The 24,209-nt window shown below is 46.0% G+C and carries 22 protein-coding genes; 6 read left to right on the plus strand and 16 right to left on the minus strand.

Going from position 1 to position 24,209, the window contains the following annotated elements; translation table 11 throughout:
• Nucleotides 1-110: 110 nt before the first annotated feature.
• The 3 genes from ACVA58_RS11750 to fdrA are packed head-to-tail and all read right to left on the minus strand — an operon-like array spanning nt 111 to nt 3,915.
• On the minus strand, nt 111-956 hold the full coding sequence (locus ACVA58_RS11750) for a DUF2877 domain-containing protein (RefSeq protein WP_446510631.1): 846 nt from the start codon (nt 954-956) through the stop codon (nt 111-113).
• A gap of 19 nt (nt 957-975) precedes the next feature.
• Entirely contained in the window at nt 976-2,241 is a 1,266-nt protein-coding gene (locus tag ACVA58_RS11755) for a DUF1116 domain-containing protein (RefSeq protein WP_446510632.1), read from the minus strand.
• Between the two features lie 12 nt (nt 2,242-2,253).
• A complete protein-coding gene (gene fdrA, locus ACVA58_RS11760) occupies nt 2,254-3,915 on the minus strand; it encodes an acyl-CoA synthetase FdrA (RefSeq protein ID WP_446510633.1) in 1,662 nt (553 codons plus the stop codon).
• Between the two features lie 358 nt (nt 3,916-4,273).
• On the opposite strand from fdrA, the gene allS reads away from it, so the two are divergent.
• Entirely contained in the window at nt 4,274-5,200 is a 927-nt protein-coding gene (gene allS / locus ACVA58_RS11765; RefSeq protein ID WP_446510634.1) for an HTH-type transcriptional activator AllS, read from the plus strand.
• Here allS and ACVA58_RS11770 read toward each other — a convergent pair.
• Complete coding sequence (locus tag ACVA58_RS11770) at nt 5,189-6,130, minus strand: carbamate kinase (RefSeq protein ID WP_446510635.1); 942 nt, start codon at nt 6,128-6,130, stop codon at nt 5,189-5,191. The genes allS and ACVA58_RS11770 overlap by 12 nt on opposite strands.
• A gap of 311 nt (nt 6,131-6,441) precedes the next feature.
• Between ACVA58_RS11770 and allE the strand changes: the two genes are divergently transcribed.
• Nucleotides 6,442-7,230, plus strand: a complete 789-nt coding sequence (gene allE, locus ACVA58_RS11775; RefSeq protein WP_446510636.1) for a (S)-ureidoglycine aminohydrolase — start codon at nt 6,442-6,444, stop codon at nt 7,228-7,230.
• Between the two features lie 252 nt (nt 7,231-7,482).
• Complete coding sequence (locus ACVA58_RS11780; RefSeq protein WP_446510637.1) at nt 7,483-8,712, plus strand: pyridoxal-phosphate-dependent aminotransferase family protein; 1,230 nt, start codon at nt 7,483-7,485, stop codon at nt 8,710-8,712.
• A 90-nt stretch (nt 8,713-8,802) separates the two neighbouring features.
• Here the strand turns inward: ACVA58_RS11780 and ACVA58_RS11785 are convergent, their stop codons facing one another.
• The 7 genes from ACVA58_RS11785 to ACVA58_RS11815 form a co-directional block, all read right to left on the minus strand.
• Nucleotides 8,803-9,942, minus strand: coding sequence for a glycerate kinase family protein (locus tag ACVA58_RS11785; protein WP_446510638.1), 1,140 nt, complete (start codon nt 9,940-9,942; stop codon nt 8,803-8,805).
• Nucleotides 9,943-10,011: 69 nt separating this feature from the next.
• Complete coding sequence (locus ACVA58_RS11790; protein WP_446510639.1) at nt 10,012-10,899, minus strand: 2-hydroxy-3-oxopropionate reductase; 888 nt, start codon at nt 10,897-10,899, stop codon at nt 10,012-10,014.
• A gap of 17 nt (nt 10,900-10,916) precedes the next feature.
• Nucleotides 10,917-11,699 carry a hydroxypyruvate isomerase gene (gene hyi, locus ACVA58_RS11795; RefSeq protein ID WP_446510640.1) on the minus strand — a complete coding sequence of 261 codons (783 nt, stop codon included), beginning with the start codon at nt 11,697-11,699 and terminating at the stop codon, nt 10,917-10,919.
• Between the two features lie 90 nt (nt 11,700-11,789).
• On the minus strand, nt 11,790-13,529 hold the full coding sequence (gcl, locus tag ACVA58_RS11800) for a glyoxylate carboligase (protein ID WP_446510641.1): 1,740 nt from the start codon (nt 13,527-13,529) through the stop codon (nt 11,790-11,792).
• Nucleotides 13,530-13,601: 72 nt separating this feature from the next.
• Nucleotides 13,602-14,087, minus strand: coding sequence for an ureidoglycolate lyase (locus tag ACVA58_RS11805; RefSeq protein WP_446510642.1), 486 nt, complete (start codon nt 14,085-14,087; stop codon nt 13,602-13,604).
• Nucleotides 14,088-14,482: 395 nt separating this feature from the next.
• Nucleotides 14,483-14,980, minus strand: coding sequence for a peptidylprolyl isomerase (locus ACVA58_RS11810; protein WP_446510643.1), 498 nt, complete (start codon nt 14,978-14,980; stop codon nt 14,483-14,485).
• A gap of 71 nt (nt 14,981-15,051) precedes the next feature.
• Entirely contained in the window at nt 15,052-15,543 is a 492-nt protein-coding gene (locus ACVA58_RS11815) for a MarR family winged helix-turn-helix transcriptional regulator (RefSeq protein ID WP_446510644.1), read from the minus strand.
• Between the two features lie 90 nt (nt 15,544-15,633).
• Here ACVA58_RS11815 and ACVA58_RS11820 point away from each other — a divergent pair, with 90 nt between their 5' ends.
• Nucleotides 15,634-16,839, plus strand: a complete 1,206-nt coding sequence (locus tag ACVA58_RS11820) for a multidrug effflux MFS transporter (RefSeq protein ID WP_446510645.1) — start codon at nt 15,634-15,636, stop codon at nt 16,837-16,839.
• Between the two features lie 88 nt (nt 16,840-16,927).
• Here ACVA58_RS11820 and ACVA58_RS11825 read toward each other — a convergent pair whose 3' ends face one another.
• Nucleotides 16,928-18,370 carry a sucrose-specific PTS transporter subunit IIBC gene (locus tag ACVA58_RS11825; protein WP_446510646.1) on the minus strand — a complete coding sequence of 481 codons (1,443 nt, stop codon included), beginning with the start codon at nt 18,368-18,370 and terminating at the stop codon, nt 16,928-16,930.
• 383 nt (nt 18,371-18,753) lie between these two features.
• On the opposite strand from ACVA58_RS11825, the gene ACVA58_RS11830 reads away from it, so the two are divergent.
• Together ACVA58_RS11830 and ACVA58_RS11835 are read left to right on the plus strand one after the other, a co-directional pair.
• Nucleotides 18,754-19,743, plus strand: a complete 990-nt coding sequence (locus ACVA58_RS11830; RefSeq protein ID WP_446510647.1) for a LacI family DNA-binding transcriptional regulator — start codon at nt 18,754-18,756, stop codon at nt 19,741-19,743.
• Between the two features lie 187 nt (nt 19,744-19,930).
• Nucleotides 19,931-21,577, plus strand: a complete 1,647-nt coding sequence (locus tag ACVA58_RS11835; RefSeq protein WP_446510648.1) for a glycoside hydrolase family 32 protein — start codon at nt 19,931-19,933, stop codon at nt 21,575-21,577.
• Nucleotides 21,578-21,800: 223 nt separating this feature from the next.
• Here ACVA58_RS11835 and ACVA58_RS11840 read toward each other — a convergent pair whose 3' ends face one another.
• The 4 genes from ACVA58_RS11840 to ACVA58_RS11855 all read right to left on the minus strand — a co-directional run bounded on the left by ACVA58_RS11840 (nt 21,801) and on the right by ACVA58_RS11855 (nt 24,206).
• A complete protein-coding gene (locus tag ACVA58_RS11840; RefSeq protein WP_446510649.1) occupies nt 21,801-22,019 on the minus strand; it encodes a hypothetical protein in 219 nt (72 codons plus the stop codon).
• Nucleotides 22,020-22,100 carry a patatin-like phospholipase family protein gene (locus tag ACVA58_RS11845; protein WP_446510707.1) on the minus strand — a complete coding sequence of 27 codons (81 nt, stop codon included), beginning with the start codon at nt 22,098-22,100 and terminating at the stop codon, nt 22,020-22,022.
• A gap of 297 nt (nt 22,101-22,397) precedes the next feature.
• A complete protein-coding gene (locus ACVA58_RS11850; protein ID WP_446510650.1) occupies nt 22,398-23,324 on the minus strand; it encodes an aminoimidazole riboside kinase in 927 nt (308 codons plus the stop codon).
• 177 nt (nt 23,325-23,501) lie between these two features.
• Complete coding sequence (locus tag ACVA58_RS11855; RefSeq protein ID WP_446510651.1) at nt 23,502-24,206, minus strand: TetR/AcrR family transcriptional regulator; 705 nt, start codon at nt 24,204-24,206, stop codon at nt 23,502-23,504.
• Nucleotides 24,207-24,209 lie beyond the last annotated feature (3 nt).

Below are 24,209 nucleotides of genomic sequence, written 5' to 3' on the forward strand. Positions count from 1 at the left end.
TTTTCTATAAATCTATATTAGCTGAAGAAATATATTGTTTTGTGATCTATAAACACTCGATTAAACTTAATGATTTTTTCTGTTTATCTAGAATTTATAATTAAAAGGTTTTATATAGTGTTTATGATTTTTTGTAATTTTAAGAACAACCACATGCCCAATAATGTATCGGCACCAGAATAGTGGCCATGATCTAAAAATCGAGAAGCATAATAACTAAACTTTTCTGGACTGGTGTTTATTAAATCTAGTAATGCAACTGAAAAATAGCCGTTTCTTGCTTGTTCTAAATACCCAGCACTCACTGATGTTGTCCAATATCCTAAATCAAGAGATAAAGGCAATAATTTATGCGCTCTTTCTTTCAAATCGGATTGGCTATAAGCACAAGCCAACATACCAACCAACATATCATCATGGCTGGGTGTTAATCCTGGCCCAGCCCCAACAATACCTTTCCAGCATGGTGTTTGCTCTTCAAACCATTGGTAAAGTTGAGTCAATATTGGATAAAAATGTGCCTTGTCTTCGTCTTTTATAATTTCCGACAATGAACCATATAACCCCGTATCCTTTTCTTGTTTACTCAGGAAAGTAGTCAACGCCTCCAAGGAAATAGACGATGCACCTTGCGCTTTTAGCCACACTCCATTTACACCCTTTCGCAGATGTAAATCGTTAACTATCATGCCATGACTAACCAAACGTATGTCGCGAGTCTCCGGCACTAATGTACTGAGCTGATTAAACACTTGGGTTGAAACTGACCAGCCAGAGGGGCTCATCCCCGCATCGCTGCGATGAAGGGTCAGTACCTTGTTATCTTCAGTCAGAAAATTAATCGCCTTGCTGCCACTACCAGCAAAACGTAACTCACCTAACTTAGACGGCGCAGATAAACTGTAAGCTAGCGCTTCTTTTACCATCATATCCCCCGGCTTGATCAAGGCAGCCACAAGGCCGCCTCCATGTAACTTATTTGGCCTCAAAGCCCATCTCTTGAGCCAAGGCTTCTAAGGCTTTTTCAAAACATGCTAATGGTGCCCTTACCGTTCCGGCCCCAATTTGCCCAATACCGGCTTCCTTGTGGGCAATACCTGTATTGATAACAGGTGTAATCCCTGTTTCAACCACAGGTCGGACGTCGAGTCCCAAGCATGCACCCTGGAAATTCCAAGAAGGAATTTGTAGCAAAGAGTTTTGCTCGACAAAGATCTCAGACATTTCTTCTGAAACATCCAACGCAACATCAACGCCGCCAACACCGACAAAGCGTGTAACGCCAGGTGCAGCAACCATCGCAGCGCCACCGACGCCGTAAGTTTCAGTAATGGCACTATCACCAACATCCGTATTTGCCTGATCTTGCGAGTAACCGGTGAAATACAAGCCTTCAGGTGTGTTGACTGGTGCGGTAAACCATTGGTCGCCTAGTCCACTGACTCGAATACCAAAGTCCTTACCATTACGTGTCATTGCAGTAACAATAGAGCCAGCCTTAACCGTCGCACCAGCATCCATTGCACACTTACAAAATGCCATTGCCAAATTGAGGAAAAATTGATCCGTAATACTGAGGAAGTCAAATACCCTCTTCAATACATCCTGACTGATATCGACAGCGGCAATGCTTGGCGCAAGCGTTCTCAATAGCAATGAGGAGGTAGCGATATTACGCTGGTGAAATTCATCCCCCATGGTAATGCCTTGAGCCATAATAGCCCCTAAATCAACCCCACCATCAGTCTGTTTCAGCGTGTCCTTGAGTACCGGCATCAACTCTTCACGCATCCAGTGCAGGCGTTGCTGAACCTCATCACCGTAAGCGCCAAAGCGCATGACTTTACCGATACCTTCATTCATATTGCAGTAAGCAAAGTTACCATCTGCTTTATTTTCAACCACAATCACTGGCATGTTTGCAGATGTAATCCCGCCCATAGGACCGACGGCATTATGGTGATGACAAGGACTGAATTTAACCTCACCGCTCGCAAGCATAGCCATAGCTTCTGTATCTGTTGTTGCCCAACCTTCATACAAGCAAGCACTGACACAGGCGCCTTGCATCGGACCGGTCATTTCTTCCCATTGGATCTGCGGGCCGGCATGCAGTAAATGCTTACCTTCAGCCAACCACGAGATAACTTCACCCGCAGAGGCGACATCAACCCAAAATGGACGTGCTGATTTCACTTTTTCCAGAACGGCGGTATTGGCTTCATTAATTGATGAATACATATCTTTGCTTCCCTATTGCATTTGCTTTAAAAGACTGGCTAATTTTGAGTTTCCACCCGCGATCGGGGCCCACTGATAATGCACAACTGGCGTAGACGAAGATTGCAAATCATCAGCAAAACTACGTAGACCCGCATTCACCACCTTGATCCCATCTAAAAGGGAAGGCCGCTCTTTAACCGTCTCTATTTCTTGTTGTTTAATTAACGCCTCTGACAGCAATACCGCTTCTTCCAAGGTATTGACGACGGCGACTCCCGCACCAACTAGCGTGTCAATTTGCTTCGAGCGTTGCTGAGGATCGTCTTGAGTACCCGTTACTGTCGCAATAACATGCAGTGGGCTTTGTCTCTTGAATTTAACGCTTTCAACCGCGTCGACTAGTGCTGCGGCTGGATCTGCTGTTGCGCCATAACCGATAACAACGTCAAGCAGCAGAACACCAACATTTTCTTCAACAGCGCGTTTCTCGATTTCTAAGGTACGGGTAGTTGGGTCAATCATCGGGTGAGGACGTCCAACCGTATAATGATCATCACCGAGGTCGATGATGAGGTGACCGCCATCATTAAGCATGACACCTTGGTTGTGGGCATCATCGACTATAAGGCCTAGCTGTTCTGCGGCAAGCATTGCCGCCTCAGCAGCCAGCGTACCACCGGTATACAGACCAAGAATGTTTTTACCGGCAGTGTGGTTGCACTCTGGAACATATTGACGGACGTTGGCTAACATCGCTGCAAGCCTGCCGGCTTCAGCAAGGCTGTTGGCAAAGAAGACATTGCCGTCTCGCGATTTTTCTTGTCGAGTCCCCAGAAATAGCGCGACTACTGGCTTGCTCATCCCTTTCATTGCACGAATGACGGTTTGCTCAACTTCAGGGGCTGGCGGCTTGGAGACAAATGCGACAACTTCAGTTTCTTGGTCATTCTCCATCATATTCAGTGCACTCAATGCACTTGCGCCGCCAACGTCAGCAGATAAGTCACGCCCGCCTAAACCAATAGCATGCGTGATCCCTTGGCCGGCTAAACAAACTTGCGAAGCAAGTTCCTGAATACCGGTACCTGAAGCGCCAACAATGCTGATCGGCCCTTTTGGTAACACGTTAGCAAAAGCGAGTGGAGAGCCCGCCACCATAGCGGTACCACAGTCAGGCCCCATAACCAGCAGTCCTTTTTTAGCCGCTTTCTGTTTCAGCGCAACTTCCGATTCAACGGACACATTGTCTGAAAACATCATCACATTGAGATCATGATTTAATGCCTCATCAGCTAAATCGGCGGCATAATCTCCAGACACAGATATTAAAGCCAAATTGGCCTCTGGCTGTTTTGCCAGTGCGGTTTGCCAACGACGAACCACATCAAGTCGTTGCCCTCCAGCAGAAGCCTGCGCAACCGACGCAAGGGCATCATTTAGTTGCTGCGCGATTTCTTCTGATACATCGCCGCTATCAGTCGTTGGCCTAATCGCGACACATATATCGTTAGGCGTCGCATCATTAAACAGTGGATGCCATAAGCCTGTTGACTCCAACAAGGACTTATTGGCAGGCGTCCCCATCATTACAGACACTTCTTCAACATCACCGCCATTAGTTAATTGCCTTGATATCAACATCAGACTCACTGAGTCCTGAAAACAACCCTTTTTCAAAAATGCTTGGATCATGTACGACCACCTTTTCCCCAAATAAATAACGATGAGAAAGCTATTTTTTTAACTGTGCTTCCCTGTATTTAATTAGAGATTAAGTCAGAAGTAGATATAAAATATTGAGCAATATCACACCAAAAATATTGTTATAATCTTTTAAAGAATGACCTTATTATCGTTCAATCTTTATTGACTAATGAAAAATCAGAAATGTATATTGTAAATATTATTTATATAAATCATAACTCATTATCAAAAATCATTTTATTACACTTATCTTTTTAAGGTATTTATCAATATTGAACCCCGATCAATTTTTTTCTTGCTGTATTAATCTATAAAACAGACCTAACTATTCATTCAAGGAATACCTATGCTGGACAGGGAAACCATCCGCTCATTTATGAAGGTTGCTGAGCATGCCAATTTTTCAAAAGCGGCTGAAGAATTACATAAAACGCCGGCTGCAATCAGCTATCGAATAAAGGTACTGGAGGACGCTGTCGATACACAGTTGTTCATTCGTACAACACGCAGTGTACACCTTACTGAAGCTGGTGAGCATTTACTTGGACAGTGTCAAAAGTGGCTTGATTGGATGGAAAGTATGCCAGATGAGCTGCGCCAAATTGCCGATGGCGTTGAGCGGTTTATTAATATCGTGGTAAATAACCTACTCTTTGACGAACATGCGGTTTCCCAGCTCACACTGGCATTACATGAGGCTTTCCCTTTTACTCAAATCAACATCTCTAGCGCGGTATATATGGGGGTATGGGACGACCTGTTGAATAATGACTACCACCTGGCAATCGGTGTTCCAGGGCTCGATACTATTGATAATGCGGTAAAGTTACGTCCTCTCGGAAAAATGAGCTGGAGCTTTACCCTGGCGCCTAACCACCCACTGGCAGCACTCAATGTACCACTCAAAGAGTCGCAGCTCAGGCATCACCCTGCAATTAATATTGAGGATACTTCGCAGCATATCAACAAGCGTACGGCTTGGCTGCTGCGCGAGCAAAAAGAGATTAAAGTACCAGACTTATCGACAAAAGTGGCCTGCCACAAGAACGGGGCCGGTATTGGTTTTCTGCCCAAAAACCTCGCTAAACCTTTGATTGATGAGGGTGTGTTAATTGAGAAAGAAGTGCAGTGGAGCCGCACTCCGTCTCCACTTTCTATTGGTTGGCGTCAAGACTCAACCGGTGAAGTGACCCAATGGATTATAGATCTATTCAAAAATAACGATCCCATAATCCAAGGGTTCTTGAAAAATATCGATCAACTAACTCACTAAGACATCTTCGGGGACAACTGTGCATGCCGGTCTGACACATGTCCCCTTTTCACCCACTAAAATTTGCTCTACGTCCTGCAAGGCACCAATAAAAGCAATTTGCCCTGTCCGCTCCACAAATTGAATAACGGCTTCTGCTTTCGGTCCCATTGCGCCATCAGGTGCTGCAAAAGGACGCATCTGGCTAACAGTGACATCCCTCAGTGCTTTTTGGTTAGGCGTACCCCAATCTTGATAAACGGCATCAGCATCAGTAAGGATCATCAAATAATCAGCGCCAATTTGCTCGGCAAGCATTGCTGCTACTGAGTCTTTATCTATCACCGCTTCCACACCACGATATCCAACCTCCTGTTGCACCACAGGCATTCCACCGCCGCCACAGCATACAACTGTTTTACCCTGGTCCAGCAGGCTTACAATTGTGCTTGCTTCAATAACTTGAACCGGTTTAGGTGAAGCAACCACACGACGGATATATTGACCATCTTGTTTCATTTGCCATCCATATTGCTCTTCTAGTTTAGTCCGGTCTTGTGGCGAATATACCGGCCCAATATATTTTGTTGGATCAGAAAAAGCAGGGTCGGATGCTGACACTTCAACCCGGGTTAACAGGCAAGATACATCACTCATACCTTGTTCTGTTAATGAATGCATGAGCATATAACCCAGCATACCTTGCGTTTGAGCCACTAAATTATCGAGCGGATAAACCGGCACTTCGTTGTAGGCCGAATTCTGTAGTGCCAGTAAACCAACTTGCGGCCCGTTGCCATGCACTATGGTGACATCATAGTCTTGCTCAAGTTGCTTAATGAGTACGGCAGCCTTGTCTATATTACGTTGTTGATTTTCTGCCGATAACACTTCACCACGTTTGAGCATGGCATTACCGCCCAACGCAATAACAATTCTTTTTTTATTCATGATACACCTATTTATTATATACCCTGCGGGATGCTAAATACTTAAAATCATATTCAACGTTGTATATATAAAATATTAACGACTCTATTTTATGTCTAGCCTATATGTGTAAATTACCTCTTTATAAAACATTTTTATTTAATTCTGACATCAGCATACAATTAAACCTTTAAGTGGAAATTGAGTTACCTTGATCACACTTTTAGTCTCTTATTTAGTTAATATTTATTGACCAACACAGCTTCTGGTAATAGGGCCCAAAAAACTTCCTTCCGGGCCCGCTTTTTTAGGTGATAGATTCGAGGTACAAGATGGGATACTTAAACAACAATACTGGATACATTAATGATTTACTGGCAACACGCGCAGTAATTAAAAAGAACAACTTTGCAATTCTTCCACCAGACGGGTTAGTTAAAAATATTCTACCTGGTTTTGAAAATTGCGACCTGACTACCCTGTCATCACCACAACTAGGTGCCAGTTTTATTGATTATCTAGTTACCCTTCATGATGGCGGCAACAATCGTAGCGGATTTGGTGGAGAAGAAATTGAAACTTTTTTCTATGTCATTTCCGGACAAGTCGCAGTCGAAGCTGATGGTCAACGTCATACACTCACCGCAGGTGGCTATATTTACTGTCCTCCGGGAGCACTGCTATTCATCGAGAATGCCAACCAAGGCGAAGATAGCCAGGCCTTCTTGTATAAGCGAAAATACCAACCTATTGCAGGTTACCAGCCTCACTTAATCGTTAACCACCGCGATAACCTAGAGAAAATCCACTATGAAGGCATGGAGAATGTCATTGTCGAGGACTTGCTTCCGAAAGATTTAGGGTTCGACATGAATTTTCATGTACTGACTTTTGAGCCAGGAGCTTGCCATGGCTATATCGAGACACATGTTCAAGAGCATGGTGCTTATATTCTCAGCGGTGAAGGTGTCTATAACCTAGACAACAATTGGATCCCGGTGAAGCAAGGCGATTACCTCTTTATGGCCGCCTACGTTCCCCAAGCCTGCTACGCAACAGGGAGAGGTGAGCCACTTAGCTATATTTATTCCAAAGACTGTAACCGAGATATTTCGTTGTAAATCTCTACCACTGCTAAACACTACGTGTGACATCGCCTTTGGAAGCGTCGGTCCTATCCTGCGCTTCTTTTTTTTAATCATAAATTGATTATCAAAACTTTTTATAGAAAAACAATTCTTCCACTTATATCAATGATCTCATAGCATCAATCCATATATCCTCAGGTTAAATGCCGCTGTCATGCGACTGACCAATACTTTCAACTATCGCATAGCAAAGCCGGAAGAATAAGTTCAAGGAGCCCGCAATCAATGACGATTAACAATGAACTGTTTGAAACCCTCAACCCACCTCAGCGCTTGTTGATGGGGCCAGGTCCAATCAACGCCTATCCTCGTGTCTATCAAGCGATTTCCAGCCAGCTCATCGGTCAGTATGATCCGGTGATGACGGAATACATGCGTCAAACCCAGCAGCTATACCGCCAAGTCTTTCATACCCAAAACCCTGAAACGTTGCTCATTGATGGTACGGCAAGGGCCGGTATTGAAGCTGTATTGGTGTCTATTCTTCAGCCCGGCGACAAAGTTTTGATCCCTGTTATTGGACGCTTTGGCCACTTACTGTGCGAAATAGCCCAGCGCACCGGTGCCGAGATCACCACCATTGACGTCGAATGGGGCAAGGTCTGTGACCCTCAACAAGTAGAGGATGCCATCAAACGGATCAAACCTAAATTACTGGCCACCGTTCAGGGCGATACGTCAACGACAATGAACCAGCCACTCGCTGAAATTGGCGAAATATGTCGACGCCATGATGTGCTTTTTTATTGTGACGCAACCGCTTCCGTTGCCGGTAATGACCTCTTTGTTGACGACTGGCACCTTGATGCTGTTTCCGTCGGTCTCCAAAAATGCTTGGGTGGCCCATCGGGTAGTGCCCCACTCACCTTGAGCCCAAAATTTGTCGAGCAGATCAATCGCCGTAAACATGTAGAAAAAGGGATCCGCGACAATCACCATATTGATGGTGAAGAAGCGATGATCCAATCTAACTACTTCGATTTGCCAATGATCCTCGACTACTGGGGTGAAGAAAGGCTAAACCACCATACTGAAGCCACCTCAATGCTGTACGCTGCGAGAGAATGTGCAAGAATCTACCTAGAACAAGGTCCTGCCAATGTCATTGCGCGCCACAAGCAAGCGGGGAACGCAATGGCTGCCGGTCTGCAAGCTATGGGCTTACAACTATTTGGCGATCAAGACTACAAGATGAACAATGTCGTTGGTGTCTATATTCCAAATAGGGTTGATGGTGAAAAAGTTCGCCAAGAATTATTAACTCGTTTCGGCATTGAGATTGGGACGTCATTCGGCCCGCTTCAAGGCAAAATATGGCGTATCGGTACGATGGGGTATAACGCCCGCCAAGAAGCCGTTCTTCATACACTCGCTGCACTTGAAGCTGTGCTGCATAAAAACAAAGCTCAAATACATCTTGGCGCGTCAGTCGCTACTGCCATGGAGTATTACTGATTTAAGCAGCCACTTTTACTCTTCTGAAATAAAAAGTGCCACCTTAAGGTGGCACTTTGCATTTTAGTCATATCGAATGAATGTCTTGCCTTAATGAGACTGATTCACCATCATCCCAGCCACCTGAAAGGCTGTTAACGTTAGGTTTTCACCACCACCAGCAAGGGCTTGAGATAAGGTGCACGGTTTAGACAAAATAGAGAAACATGCCACAATGCCCACTTGGCGTAATGCATCACAGCCATCGCCTAATGAACCTGCTAAAGCTATGGTTGGAATACCCATTGATTGAGCTAATTTGGCGACACCTGCCGGTGTCTTCCCACCCAATGTTTGCCCATCCACTCTCCCCTCACCAGTAATTACCCAGTCAGCGCCTTGCAGCTTTTCTTCAAGTGAAACAGTATCCGATACAATCGTGATCCCGGGCTTCAATTCAGCTTGCATGAACGCCAGCAAAGCGGCACCCATCCCCCCTGCGGCTCCAGCACCAGGAACATTAACCACCTGACACCCTAACTTTTCATCGATACAACCGGCATACCGTGCCAAAGCCAGATCCAGTTGATCAACAACCTCGGGGGAGGCACCTTTCTGTGGCCCAAAGATGGCCGAAGCCCCACGCACTCCGATCAAGGGGTTATCGACATCACATGCCGCCACTACCTCAACTTTAGCAAGCCTAGGATCCAAGTTTTCCATATCAATGTCCGCGATACGTGACAACTGAGCGCCTCCATGGCCGATTGGATAGTGGTATTTATCGAGGAACCTAACACCAAGCGCCTGCATCATCCCAACTCCGCCATCATTGGTCGCACTGCCGCCTATCGCGACAATCAACCGTTTGGCCCCGGCATCTAGGGCCGCTGAAATCAACTGGCCAGTACCAAAACTTGTAGTCAGGCGAGGATCCCGCTGTTCAGAAGCTAATAGCTCTATCCCAGAGGCCCTCGCCATTTCAATCACGGCCGTCTCATCGTCACCAAGCATGCCGAACTGAGCGTCTACCTGCATATCCGGTAATGGCCCCATCACCTTCACAGTATGGCGAAGCCCATTCGTCGCATCGACTAATGCATCCAACGTGCCTTCCCCACCATCCGCCATCGGCACACATACCACCTCACTTGATGGTAAACGCTGGGTAATACCTTTTTCTATCGCTCGACACACATCAGCGGCACTTAAACTTTCTTTGAATGAATCAGGGGCAATAACAATTTTCATCCACTCTCTCCTTTTCTGAACACATCAGCAAAAACCACAACGGGCACCCCAAGGTGCCCGCTGATTGGATTAGCCTCGAATTGAGTGGTTACTCATATGTTCAAGCGCTTTAATCATCGCTGAATGATCCCAGCCACTTCCATCAAGTGCGGCACAGGTATTGAACAACTCTTGCGCCGTGGCAGTATTCGGTAAGTTAAGTTGCAGCTCGCGAGCACCAGTCAGAGCAAGGTTAAGGTCTTTTTGGTGTAGCTGAATACGGAAACCCGGATCAAACGTCCCTTTAACCATACGCTCGCCATGTACTTCGAGAATTTTCGAAGAAGCGAAACCGCCCATAAGGGCTTCACGGATTTTTGCTGGGTTAGCGCCGGCTTTTGACGCAAATAATAACGCTTCACCTACTGCTTCAATGTTCAACGCCACTATAATTTGGTTGGCAACCTTACAAGTCTGGCCATCACCATTGCCACCGACAAGAGTGATATTCTGTCCCATCACGTCAAGTAGCGGCTTAACCTGGGCGAAGATGTCGTCACGCCCCCCAGCCATAATGGATAGCGTGCCAGCTTTTGCGCCGACTTCACCACCGGACACTGGCGCATCGATGTACCATGCTCCGAGATCTTCCACTTTCTGGGCAAAACCTTTCGTTGCCATTGGCGAGATTGAACTCATATCCACGACGACTTTACCCGCTGCAAGCCCTTTGGCGATACCAATATCAGAGAAAAGAACATCTTCAACCTGAGGGGTATCCGGTACCATTGTAATGATCACCTCAGCAGCTTCTGCTACCGCTGCTGGTGTTGGACAAGCAAAGCCTTTCTCCCCCAGTAATTCAGCGGGTGCTGGCTCAAAATGTTCAGAGAAGTACAAGGTGTAACCAGCATCTTGCAGGTTTTTAGCCATCGGCTTACCCATGATCCCTGTACCAATAAATCCGATATTTTTCATCTTATTCTCTCCCTTCCTTAAACTAGATTAAAATCTTTAAGCCAGCCCAAACCAGCCTGAGTACCATTTGCTGGAACGTATTCACATCCTACCCAACCGGTGTAACCAATATTATCGAGATGAGCCAGTAGGAATGGGTAATTCAGCTCACCCGTACCTGGCTCATGACGACCTGGGTTATCTGCCAACTGGACATGGCCAATATGGTCTAGGTTCGCTTCCAACGTTCGGGCAATATCACCTTCCATTATTTGCATGTGGTAGATGTCATATTGGTAGCGAATGTTGTCAGAGCCGACATCTTCCAGTAAGCCAAGAGCCATTCGAGTATTGGATACAAAGAAACCAGGGATATCATGGGTGTTGATGGCTTCAATAACAAAAGCAATTCCTGCGGCTTCTAACTGTTCATTGGCAAACCGTAAGTTTTCGACAAGCACCCGATAAGCATCATCATCAGTGATATGATCCGGCTTGATACCTACCAGACAGTTCACTTGGCTACAGCCCAACGCTTTGGCGTACTCAATCGCCTTGGGGACACCAAAGCGAAACTCTTCAATCCGATCAGGATGGCAAGCAATTCCCCGTTCACCCGCCGCCCAATCACCGGCGGGTAAATTAAATAACACCTGCTGCAAGCCGTTTGCTGCTAACTTCGCTGCAATTTCATTAGCAGGAAAATCGTAAGGGAAGAGATATTCAACACCACGGAAGCCAGCCTCTGAAGCGGCTTTGAAACGGTCCATAAAATCAAGCTCAGTGAAAAGCATTGACAGGTTAGCTGCGAGTTTTGGCATAATTCATGCTCCTCGATGCTGTGGCATTCCAGCCACAGCAAATTCGAAATAAATGATCAAAATTGATTGATATGTATTAACTAGAAAGGCTTAGAGGTCGACGGTATCTTCAAATTCCATCACCTTGTCGATATCAGGACCCATCGCAATATTGGTGACGCGCTCGGTCAATACCTCAACCACAACAGGCACTTTGTACTTCTGCAGCCATTCTTTTGCCTGCTCTAGCGCAGGGCCAATGTCTTGAGGCTGATCCACACGAATAGCCTTACAACCAAGTCCTTCAACGACACGCTTGTGATCGACACCGTATTCTTTCAACTCCGGCGCATTCTGGTTTTCAAAAGAAAGCTGAACACAGTAATCAATATCAAAGGCTCGCTGAGCCTGACGAATAAGGCCCAAATAGGCATTGTTGATTAGTACATGGATATACGGCAGATTGAACTGGGCTCCCACCGCGAGTTCTTCAACGAGGAATTGGAAGTCATAGTCACCAGAAATGGCAACAACAGGCTTGGACGGATCGGCTTTTACCACCCCCAATGCTGCTGGCATCGTCCAACCTAGTGGGCCAGCCTGACAAGCATTGATCCAGTGCCTTGGTTGGTGAACATGCAGAAACTGATTAGCGGCAATTTGCGCCAAACCGATCGTAGACACATACCTTGTCTCGGGACCGAACGCTTTATTCATTTCGTGGTAAATACGCTGTGGCTTTACAGGGGTACAATCAAAATCTTCACGTCGTAACATCGTACGCTTACGTTCAGCACAACTCGCCACCCATTCACTTCTATCTTTCAGATCACCGTTGGCTTTCATCTCTTGGGCCACTTCGATAAATACCGACAATGCATCGTGAGCATCGGAAGCAATACCTAGATCTGGAGAAAAGACGCGGCCAATTTGAGTTGGCTCAATATCAACATGAATAAACTTTCGCCCTTCGGTGTATGTATTCAGATCCCCTGTATGACGGTTCGCCCAGCGATTACCAATACCAAACACAAAATCTGACTCAAGGTAAGTGGCATTGCCGTAACGATGGTTTGCCTGACACCCCATTCTGCCGGTCATCAACGGATGTTCATCTGATAATGTTCCCCAACCACGCAGCGTTTGGATAACGGGCACATTGACCAATTCTGCAAACTCGCGCAGAAGTTCAGAAGCATTGGCATTGATGATCCCACCGCCAGCGACCAATACAGGCTTGTCAGCCTCGTTAAGCATGGCCAACGCTTTTTGAGCTTGAGCTTTTGTCGCCGATGTTTTTGAAGGGGTAATTGGCTCATAGAGATCAATATCAAACTCAATCTCAGTCATCTGTACATCAATCGGTAAATCCAACAGTACCGGACCTGGGCGACCAGAGCGCATTTCGTAAAAGGCCTTCTGAAAAGTGCCAGGCATCTGGCCGGCTTCTCGGATTGTGACCGCCATTTTCGTAACAGGCTTGGCAATTGCCTCGATATCAACAGCCTGAAAATCTTCTTTATGCAGCTTCGCAACAGGTGCCTGCCCGGTAATGCAGAGAATGGGAATCGAGTCTGCAGAGGCAGAATAGAGGCCAGTGATCATATCGGTACCGGCTGGACCTGACGTACCAATACACAGGCCAATGTTACCCGGCGCGGTGCGGGTATAACCTTCAGCCATATGAGAAGCACCTTCAACATGCCGTGCTAACACATGATCAATGCCACCTATCTTTTTCAGAGCTGCATACATAGGATTAATCGCGGCACCTGGGACACCAAATGCAGTATCCACACCTTCTTTTTTAAGAATTAATACTGCCGCTTCTATTGCTCGCATTCTCGCCATAACTTTTCTCCACCTATAGATAGGGTAAGTTGTCTCACCCTAATCAAATAGGATTTAATTAAATTAAAATATTTAAAAACTGATGGTATAATTGGCAGATAAGTTTTTGACAATACAATTATCTTCACCTGCTCGGTCAATCGTTAAAAAGTCTGTTTCTTGATTTTTTGCAAACAGTAAATAGTGCCAAACATTACGGTGGTAATTTACGCCTTGATTTCCATTGGTGATAAATGCACGTAATGTTGGCTCATCAATATCGTCATCACCCTGAGCAACGATAACAATAAATCGCTCACCGTTTAATGGAAAGAAAGCCTGACTCCCTTTAGGATGCTTTTCCAGTAAGTCGAATGAGAGGCTGTTATCAAAGCCTGCGGCTCGCACAATACTAATCAACGGTGCAGCAGTATCTGACACATCAATAGCACCAAGCCCATGAAAACGCTGACCTGAGCGATCATTGATATAAAAAAATTCGGAGTTATCCGTTTCAATCACATCACCAAAAGGGGCAAATGCCTCTTTAGTGAGAGGCTCTACTGTTAATTCTCGCATAATTAAAGTCACCTAATATAATTGCCAAATTAATTTAAAGGGCTAACCGTTATTAAACGACTAACTATCAACCTCGGCATATTCCCTTCTCTGGGGATAATAAAAACAGAGATTAAGAGTAAAATACTTGAACTAGAGCACACTTTTTTTTCTCACCATATTTTTCAAACAATATAGGAGTGATTAATAAAAATTTATTAATCATTTCATCCAGTTCTTATCATTTATTTATTTAAAATCTTATATAAAATTAAAAAACTTTTAATACCGGATAGTCATGAAGAACATGAAAGGAAAAAGGTTAAAATAACTAGAACTATAAGTAATTTGAGTAGTTGGAATTTAAGCAATAAAAAGCCACCGGCAAAGGTGGCTTTCTTATATCGAATTTGTGATTATGACTCTTTGATCGTCACTTTCTCGATAATAATGTCGTCCAGAGGTACATCTGCGTGACCAAAGCGGGTCATAGTCAAAGCTTTACCGATATTGTTGACTACCATCATTCCAGCCGTAACTTTACCAAATACGGCGTAACCCCAACCTTGGTTTGTGGTTGAAGTGAAATCAAGGAAGTCGTTGTCTTCCAAGTTAATGAAAAACTGTGCTGTCGCCGAATGTGGTGCATCAGTACGGGCCATTGCAATGGTGCCGATTTTGTTTTTCAGGCCACGGTTGGCTTCATTGACAATTGGGTCTCGGGTCGGCTTTTCCTTCATACCCGGAAGATGCCCTCCCCCTTGGATCATAAAACCGTCGATTACGCGATGGAAAATCGTCCCTTCGTAGAAACCATCCTTGCAGTATTGCAGGAAGTTCTTTGAGCTAACCGGTGCTTTATCGAAATCCAACTCAATCTCGATGTCACCAAAGTTTGTCGTGAAAATGATCATATTAATGTCTTAGCTAAATGTGCGTTGCGGGCAGTATACAAAGCTTAGCGGATACCGCAAACACTAACGCCCTACTCCCACGCTGCCAGCATTTTGGCCAATAACCCATCAAGTTGTTGTTGTTCTTCTTTCGATAACACCTTCAACTTCTCTTGATTGCTATCGTGTAGCTTGCGAATGATGTCATCGATCTGCACTTTACCCTCTTCCGTTAACTGCACTAACTTGCTGCGTTTATCCTCGGGGTTATCAATCCGCTCAACCAAACCAGCCGTGGTCACCCGGGTAAGCACTTTGGTTAAGCCACCAGAGCTTAGCAACATCGAACTGTACAGCTCTGTCGGTGATAAGCAAAACGGCGCGCCAGCCCGCCTCAACGTTGCCAGTACGCCGAAATCGGCACTTTGCAGCTGGTATTGATCAATCACCTTTGCCAAGTCTTGCTGCAGGTAATCATGAATGCGGTGAATACGTAAAATCGGCGGTGAGTATTGTTCAAACGATTCAGGCCAATTTTCTTTGATACTTTTCAATATATTAGCAACGCTTTCTTGTTTCGCCATCAATCTACTCCTTCCTAACCCTTCAAATATATCTTGCTGGAAAGACAAATGCCAGCTAGTATCTTTCTGGAAAGATAAATAAGAGGTTATATGACTAAACACATCCCCACTTCCCTGTTGCTATTACTCGCCGCTGTTTTTGCGCTATCACCTTTTGCGATTGATAGCTACCTACCTGCGATCCCAACTATTGCCGGCGATCTTGGTGTAAACACCTCGCTGGTTGCCGTTACCGTCAGTATTTACGTCCTTGGCATGGCAATAGGTCAGTTAATTGGTGGGCCACTCTCTGACAGGCTTGGCCGTAAGCCGACCATGGTGGCAGGGCTACTGCTCTTTGCAGCCGGCAGCTTTATGATGGCTGGAGTTGAATCACTGGAAATGTTATGGGCATGGCGGGTTGTTCAGGCACTTGGCGGCGGAATAGCGGTGGTGGGTGTACCGGCAACGATCCGTGATAATGCGGTTGGCAAAGAAGCGGCCCGGTTATTTTCGCTCATCGCACTGATCATGATGTTGGCCCCTTCCATTGCGCCAACAGTCGGCACCTTGATTTTACGCACCCAAAGCTGGCCTTGGATCTTCTACCTACTTTGCTTTATTGCCATTATGGTCGCACTGAATGCTATAGTGGTCATGCCAAAAGCAAAACCCTCCAAGAAAGCCAAGGGGACGGGTGGCTACCTTTCTGTCATCAAAGAGCGTCGTGCGCTAGGGTACCTTCTTGCACAGGCTTTTGGTTATGCGGTATTGATGACGTTCATTACCAATGCGCCTTTGGCCTATATCGATCACTTCGGTGTTTCTGCCGAACTGTTTTCAGGACTCTTTATTGCCAATGTGATCGGTATTGTGATCATCAACCGCACCAATACCTACCTACTGCGTACGTTTGAGCCTTCAACCTTACTTAAAATATTTCTAAGCCTGCAGCTTATCGGTGGTGTGGCCCTGATATCAAGCCAGATCATTGCACCTGAAAATTTGTGGTTCATTGTTAGCGGATTCGTTATCTCCATTGCTGCCAACGGCGGGATCATGGCGAACTCAAGTGCCTGCTTTATGCGCTACTTCGATAAGAATGCGGGTGTTGCATCTGCCCTGCTTGGTGCCGTGCAATACGGTATCGGTGCCGGAGTCAGCGCACTTGCGGCTATGCTGGGTGGTGCCTCGCTGTGGCCTATGATCATCGCGATGGTCGGCTCAACTGTAATCGCATTAACTGGTGCAATTGTCGGTGCCCGTCATGAGACAAATGACCATGACAATGCTGAGTCGATAACTCAAACCTCGTAATGAAACAAAAAATAAAAGGGTGAGCTAATAAAGCTCACCCTTTTTCAATGACATCTCTTCCTAGCTCATCGCTAAGTTCCGTACCTAATTAGACAACTACCGTTTTATTGCGCGCAGTTTTCTTCTGCTTTAAGCCCAACAAGACTGTCATACTAAACGCGACCACAAACGCAATTATCATACCGAAGATGTAATACATCACCGAATTTGGAGCGATTGAGATAATGCCCGGCAAACCTGCGGCACCCAGCGCCGTTGCTTTTACCTTAAATAAAGTAATAAACGCACTGGCTGTTGCCGCACCAATGATGGCGGCAACAAACGGGTAACGGTACTTAAGGTTTACACCAAACATCGCTGGCTCAGTAATACCCAGTAAGGCTGTTACGCCTGATGGCATCGCGATGCCTTTTGCTTTACTGTCTTTGGTCGTTAAACCAAATGCCAAACAAGCCGCACCTTGGGCGATATTGGACATTGCTGCAATCGGGAAAATAAAGGTACCACCGGTCACAGCAATATCTGTCAACAATTGCGTTTCAAAAGCAATGAAGCTGTGGTGCATACCCGTGATAACGAACGGTGCATACACGAGACCAAACAAACCACCACCAATAAAGCCTGCTGATTCATAGAGCCAGTTAAGTCCATCACCTAACAAAAAACCAGCATCGCGAGTGATAGGACCAACGAGGGTAAAGGTCAGGAAACCAGTAATGAAAATTGCTAACATCGGCGTTAACAAATTATCCAGTACCGATGGGATCACTTTACGCAGACCATTTTCAACCTTGGCAAGAATGAAGGCAGAGACCAGTACCGGCAATACCGAACCTTGATAACCTACTTTCTCGATCTCAAAGCCAAATATGTTCCACACTGGAATATTGCCGCTTACGCTAGCACCACCAAAACCCCAACCATTCAGTAGGTCCGGGTGAACCATCAGCATACCCAGCGCCGCACCAAGGAACGGATTACCGCCAAACTTTTTCGATGCCGAGAATGCCAGCAAAACAGGTAGATATACAAAAGGTGCATTGGCAAACGTATTGATCATCGACGCCAAGTCAGCCATACCCGGGTAAGCATCAATCAGTGATTGACCATCAATGAACAGACCCTGAGCGGTCAACAGGTTGAAAATACCCATCAACAGACCACCCGCAACGATGGCCGGAATAATCGGCACAAAGATATCCGACAACCCTTTCACTGCTTGTTGCACTACATTTTGCTTTTTCGCTCCAGCAGAGGCCACATCCTTGGTCGACATCTCTGTCTGGCCAGTCTCTGCCGTCATAGCGGCATACACCTGATTGACGATACCCGATCCAAAGATCACCTGAATTTGTCCGGCAACCTGAAATTGACCTTTTACCCCTTCAATATCATCGATTGCTTTCAGATCGGCTTTGCTTTCATCATGCAAGGCCAAACGTAAGCGCGTCGCACAGTGTGCAGCTGCTGCAATGTTGTCTTTTCCACCCAGCTTCTCGATAAGTTGCTTGGCAATAACCGGAAAGTCCATCTTTCTACCCCCGTCGCGAATGCTATTCACGCTTAGAAATCTAAATTCAACCCTCAGCATATCTACTGTTATGGGCACACGTTATTAAAATCATTTTTGCTCCCGAGATCCAAGTTGATGCGCCTTAAGATATAGCAAGTACTGGAACGACTCATCTTGATGAACCAATCATTAAACCATTTCGGGAACGTTACCGAAATAGTTTTCACGATAGAGTAAGCTTCCGTCAAGCTAGGCTTTGTTGACTGTGAGGATGATCGATGAATATGATAAATCACCAAGAAAAAACGTGATCTTAATCACTCTAAATAACCGATATGGCGACCAAATATTGCAAAGCATCCCTAGTTTGCAGATCATCTTGGTTAACCAAGGAGTTATTTATGGCAAGCCTACACGATGTAGCCCGACTTGCCGGGGTATCGAAATCAACGGTTTCCCGGGTGATCAACGACGAATATGGCGTTAAAGAAGCCACAAAAATAAAAGTTAAACGTGCGATTGAAGAATGTGGCTATGTAGTCAATCAAGTTGCAAAAGATTTAAAATCCAATAAAACCAACTTGATAGGAATCATTGTCCCCCGCGTTGCTTCTAATGCTACCTCGCAGGGTGTCGATGGATTAAGTGCTGTCTTTGAGCTCGCAGGCAAACAGGTCTTGCTGGCCAACAGCCGTTTGGAGGCCGGCAAAGAGCTGCAATACATCGAGCTGTTCAACCAGAAGCGGGTTGAAGGCATCGTGATGTTTGCCACCCACATCGATGCTGAGTTGGTCACTGCCATCAAGCGCTCCAAAGCGCCTGTGATTTTAATTGGTCAGGACGGCTCTAGCTATAACATCCCGAGTGTGATTCATGATGACTACCGGGTTGGCTACTGCGCAGGGGAATTCCTCACCCAGTCAGGATGCAAATGTGTTGGCTTCCTTGGGGTACAAAGTGATGATATTGCTGTTGACCAACAACGTTTCGATGGCTTTGCCACGGCTCTGGAACACATGGGAGCCAGTCAACCAAAATTCCACAGCCAGGGGCAGTTTTCGATAGCATCAGGCCGTCAAGAAATGGCAAGCATTTTACTTTCAAATCAAGAGGTTGACGGGGTTTTTTGTGCGACAGACCGCATCGCCATTGGTGCTATGCAGGCCATTAATGCAGCCGGACTTCAGCCCGGAAGAGACATTAAGGTGATCGGTGTTGGTAACGATGAAATGGCATCCGTTGTCACGCCAACCTTGTCGACTTTTGCCTATGGGTTTGAGCCTGCTGGCAATAACGCAGCAAAAATGCTGCTCGAAATCATCGAACAAGGCCGCAGCCAAGTCTCTAAGTTAGTGCTGGGCTTTGACTGGATCCCACGCGAAAGCGCATAAGGCTCCGTATTCAACTCTTGTCTTTCTCCTCTCTCACCCTATAGGGTCATAAAAAGCGATCAAACGCACACTTTTCGTCATTAAGGGGAGTAATTCCATTGCTCCTCTTGCTTTGATTACTGCATCTTCTGTATTTTTGGAACGTTCCCGAAAATTACAAGCAAATACAGCTTAAGGCCTCACTTCCATGACACTGACAGACATCCTTGCTGCCTGCGGCGGCCCAACAAATCTCTTACGTGCACTTTGCGTCGACCAACAAGTGATTCTGGAGCTCAATAATCCCGAACTTCGCTCAGGCCAAGCACATGAGCTACCATTCAACAGCAACCTAAACCAAGTATCATGGACACCAACCGAACCTTTAAACAATGCTGATTGGGATCAGCTCGGCCGTATCATCGAACACAACCAACGCCAGACCTTAGCTGATTACAGTGAAGTGACATCATCACAGTACCGTCCAATCTGGCATATTGCGCCACCACAGGGCCTACTCAACGATCCTAATGGCTTCACCTTCCACAACGGTGAATGCCATCTTTTCTACCAGCTCTACCCTTTTGATTGTGTACACAAAGATAAATACTGGGCGCATGTTACCAGCACAGATTTAGTCAATTGGTATCACCAGCCTATGGCATTATGCCCTTCAGATTGGTTCGACAGCCACGGGGTATTTTCAGGCCATGCTGTCAGTACGAAAGAAGAACTAATGCTGTTCTACACTGGCAATGTCCGTGTCGGAGAGCAGCGCGATCGCATCACTACCCAGTGCCTGGCCACCTCGACAGACGGGATCAATTTCACCAAACACGGCCCGGTCATCGACAGCCTTCCACCATCAGTCACTCCGCATTGCCGTGATCCTAAACTAGTAAAGAACGGCGATCATTGGTTGATGTTATTGGGTGTACAGCAAGAAACCAAAAATGGTGAATTACTCGGTCGACTCGCTATTTACCGTTCAGAAGATTTACGTCAATGGGAGTTTGTGTCGCTGGCAGGCGATGAAATGAATGATTTTGGCTATATGTGGGAATGCCCAGACTTATTCGAACTCAACGGTCAGCTAGTGGGCATCATCTGCCCACAGGGTATTGATACCAAAAGCGAGTTCCATAATATCCCTCACCATAACGGTTATTTCAAAGCCACATTAAATAGCAATGACCAACTTGGATTGTCAGATTTTCAAACATTGGACTTCGGTTTTGACTTCTATGCTCCGCAAACAACGGAAGCACCAGACGGCCGCCGTTTGATGATCGGCTGGATGGGTCTGCCTGATGAGATCAACCAGCCAAGCGTTGAAGACAAGTGGGTTCATCAGCTAACTTGCCTGCGTGAACTGTCTTGGCAAAACGGTAAGATCTATCAACTGCCCGCCCGTGAATTGCACCAACTTCGAGGTGAAAAATACAGTATTACCCTTGAAGGTCGCAACGAAACATCGTCATTAAATCTCGGTAACAAAAGCTTCGAGTTACAAACCACTCTATCATGGCCAGCGTCAGGCCAGACGACACTTCGCGTGATGGACAATGGCAGTGAATACAGCGACATCATCCTAGATGCTGACAAGCAGCAGATCCGCCTGGATCGTACCAATGCTCAGCCCACTGACGGTGAAACCATTCGTGAACTGCCCTGGCCAAACAAGCAAGATGTTGAATTGCAGCTATTGGCGGACAATTCATCGCTAGAGCTGTTTATCAACCAAGGTGAATTTGTCATGACAGCCCGCGTGTTTACCGCAGCAGATGCCACAGCTATTCGCCTACTGAGTGATGAGACTGTTTGTATAGACGTTGAAGCTTGGCGTTTAGGGTAAGAACCATAACGCGTGTAAACGGGACAAAGTAAATCAGTGCAACCATCGCACTTTCGCAGCAAAAGGCGATGGTAAGCACTCTTTACTCAAATGCGATTATTGATACTACCGAAAACATTTCAATATTCTTTTTACAGCTTCGTGCCAGTTCCCCAAATAGGCACAGTATTGTCCCATTGTGTATACGTTGATGCTCTTGAAAGTATCTACTTTATTTCCGGCATCACTTGCTTTGCAGCAAGATAACCAGCTTGAATCTCTTCTGCTTTCTCATCAAAGGCAGCACTACCACTTGGCTCATAAGTTGGTGCAATGACAATATCAGCATTGTTGATCTCTTGTTGAGATAATCGACAAGAATATCTCCACGGCTTTCCACGTCGACAAAAGCGCCGGGAATGGGCATATCTGACATACCGACTTTCTCGATGGCTATTTCCATCTATCCAAGACTCATTCCTGATGCGTAAAGTATGGCCGCGATAGAGCCTGCAGAGGTACCACTGACTAAATCTGGCTTAATGCCCTCTTATTCTAGCGCTTTAATTACAGCGACCAGTTGAGTGACTTTTTCGAGTGAAAGCTGCAGGCGTAAAGTGGAATGGATTTTACATCACCCAAGGCGCATACACTGAGTTTTGGACGACCAGCAGTGCAACCAGTTCCAAGGGCTATATGTTTTCGGTTCGATGCGTAAAAGTAACGGACAATTAATCCAAAATTGTAAAGTACATCACGCATAAAAAAAGCCTAGCAAAAGCTAGACCCTTTTCAGCTTTACCACCGCTCTTTATTAACGGCGACTCTACACTCACAAGTGTTATTCCGCCAAGTACGCAGCCAACTGCTCCGCCGTAGGCAACGCTGTCATTGCTCCTTTTGCGGTTGTGGCTAGTGCACCGCAAGCATTGGCCTGTTTGATAATATCGAGCAATGTCTCTTTCTCTTGCCAATTATCAACCGATACCAAGCCCGCCAGTAAACCACCAACAAATGCATCACCTGCTCCAGTCGTATCAACTGGACTTACCGGCTTACCGGTTACTAATTGCTGCTCGTCCCTCTGGACGACCAAGGCGCCTTTCTTGCCTTGGGTCACAATGACCAAAGGCAGGTGGTAACTTGCCTCGATGGAAGCTAAGGCGGCTTGCAAGTCAGCCTGCTCGGTGAGGAACAACAGTTCATCATCAGAGAATTTCACCACATCAGCCAATGCGACAGCTTGCATCACGACAGGTTTGAGCTCAGCAGGTTTAGCCCAAACTTCTTCGCGTAAATTAGGGTCAAACGAGACATAGCCACCAGCGGCTTTAATTGCTTTCATCGCATCCAGCGTGGTAGTGCGCGATGGCTCATTGGCCAAAGCAATCGAACAGACATGAAGCCATTCCCCATTGGCAAAAGCTGGTACGTCATCGTTCGATGTGAATTGATCTGCACTGGGTTTAACCATAAAGGTAAAGCTACGCTCTCCCCCGTCATCCAAGTCAACAATAACGGTCGAGGTACGGTGTTCATCATCCAGCTTCATCAGATCGGTATTCACGCTTTCATCAGACAGGACCCGCTTCATATAACGACCTAGCGGATCTTGGCCAACCCGACCGAAAAATGCTGTTTCGCCGCCAAGGCGCGCAATGGCCACAGCAACATTCGCAGGTGCACCACCTGGACATTTCAAATATGTCCCTTCCCCTTCAGGAATAAGATCAACGACGGCATCGCCTGTTACCCATACTTTAGCCATTATCTTGTCTCTCAAAAATTCAACTGAACCAATTATTGCTAAACCGTTTTAGCTAAACAACTAAAACAGGTTTTGTTCAAGAAAAAATGTGATCCATTCGGGATTTTGCAACCAAAAAGTATATACCTAAGCACCGTAACCATACTTGATAATGAAAAATCAGAATAAAGGATGAAATTAAAAAGAAGTGCTCGTGTGGATATCAGGTATCGTCACAGTCAAAAGAGAATCACGGGTTTGTTGCCAAAAGTGTTGATAATCAACGTCTCGGGTCAGCGGTTGCCAGCCAAACCCATCAAGAAGAGTATTCAGGTGACAACGAGTAACGCTCTCCAACGCTTCATGGCCAATTAACGACATACCAAACACCATTGCTCGCACTGCATAGGCAATGGAGTCAGCGGGTATATTGCTGGACAAATCTCCATCCTGCTGGGCTTCTGTGATCGTATCAACCAGCAGACGCTTAACTTGCTCTTCGGTTTCACCGTAAAGGTCTTGCATTGTGCCTGACAGCTTGGAGCTGATCTGCGGGTCATTAAGGGACAAGACACAATAATGCAGCCGTGGATACTTTTCTTGGATAAGTACATACACCAAGGCACAGCCCAATATTCGTTCACGGGTTGAACACTGGCCTTCAAGGACCATTTGCATCATCGCCTTTTGCAGCATCAAGGTCCTAACACTCAACGCTGAAATCATATCTTCTTTACAGCTAAAGTGGCCGTACACTGTACCTTTGGAATATTCAGCAATCTGCGCCACTCTTTCCATTGTCAGGGCTTTCGAGCCTTCCTTTAGTAAAAGATCATAGGCAATGTCCAAAAATAGCGACTCTCTTTGCCGCCTTTCCCTTTCCTTTCTCGTTAAATTTGCCATTCC

This window comes from Photobacterium sp. DNB22_13_2 (assembly GCF_052873915.1).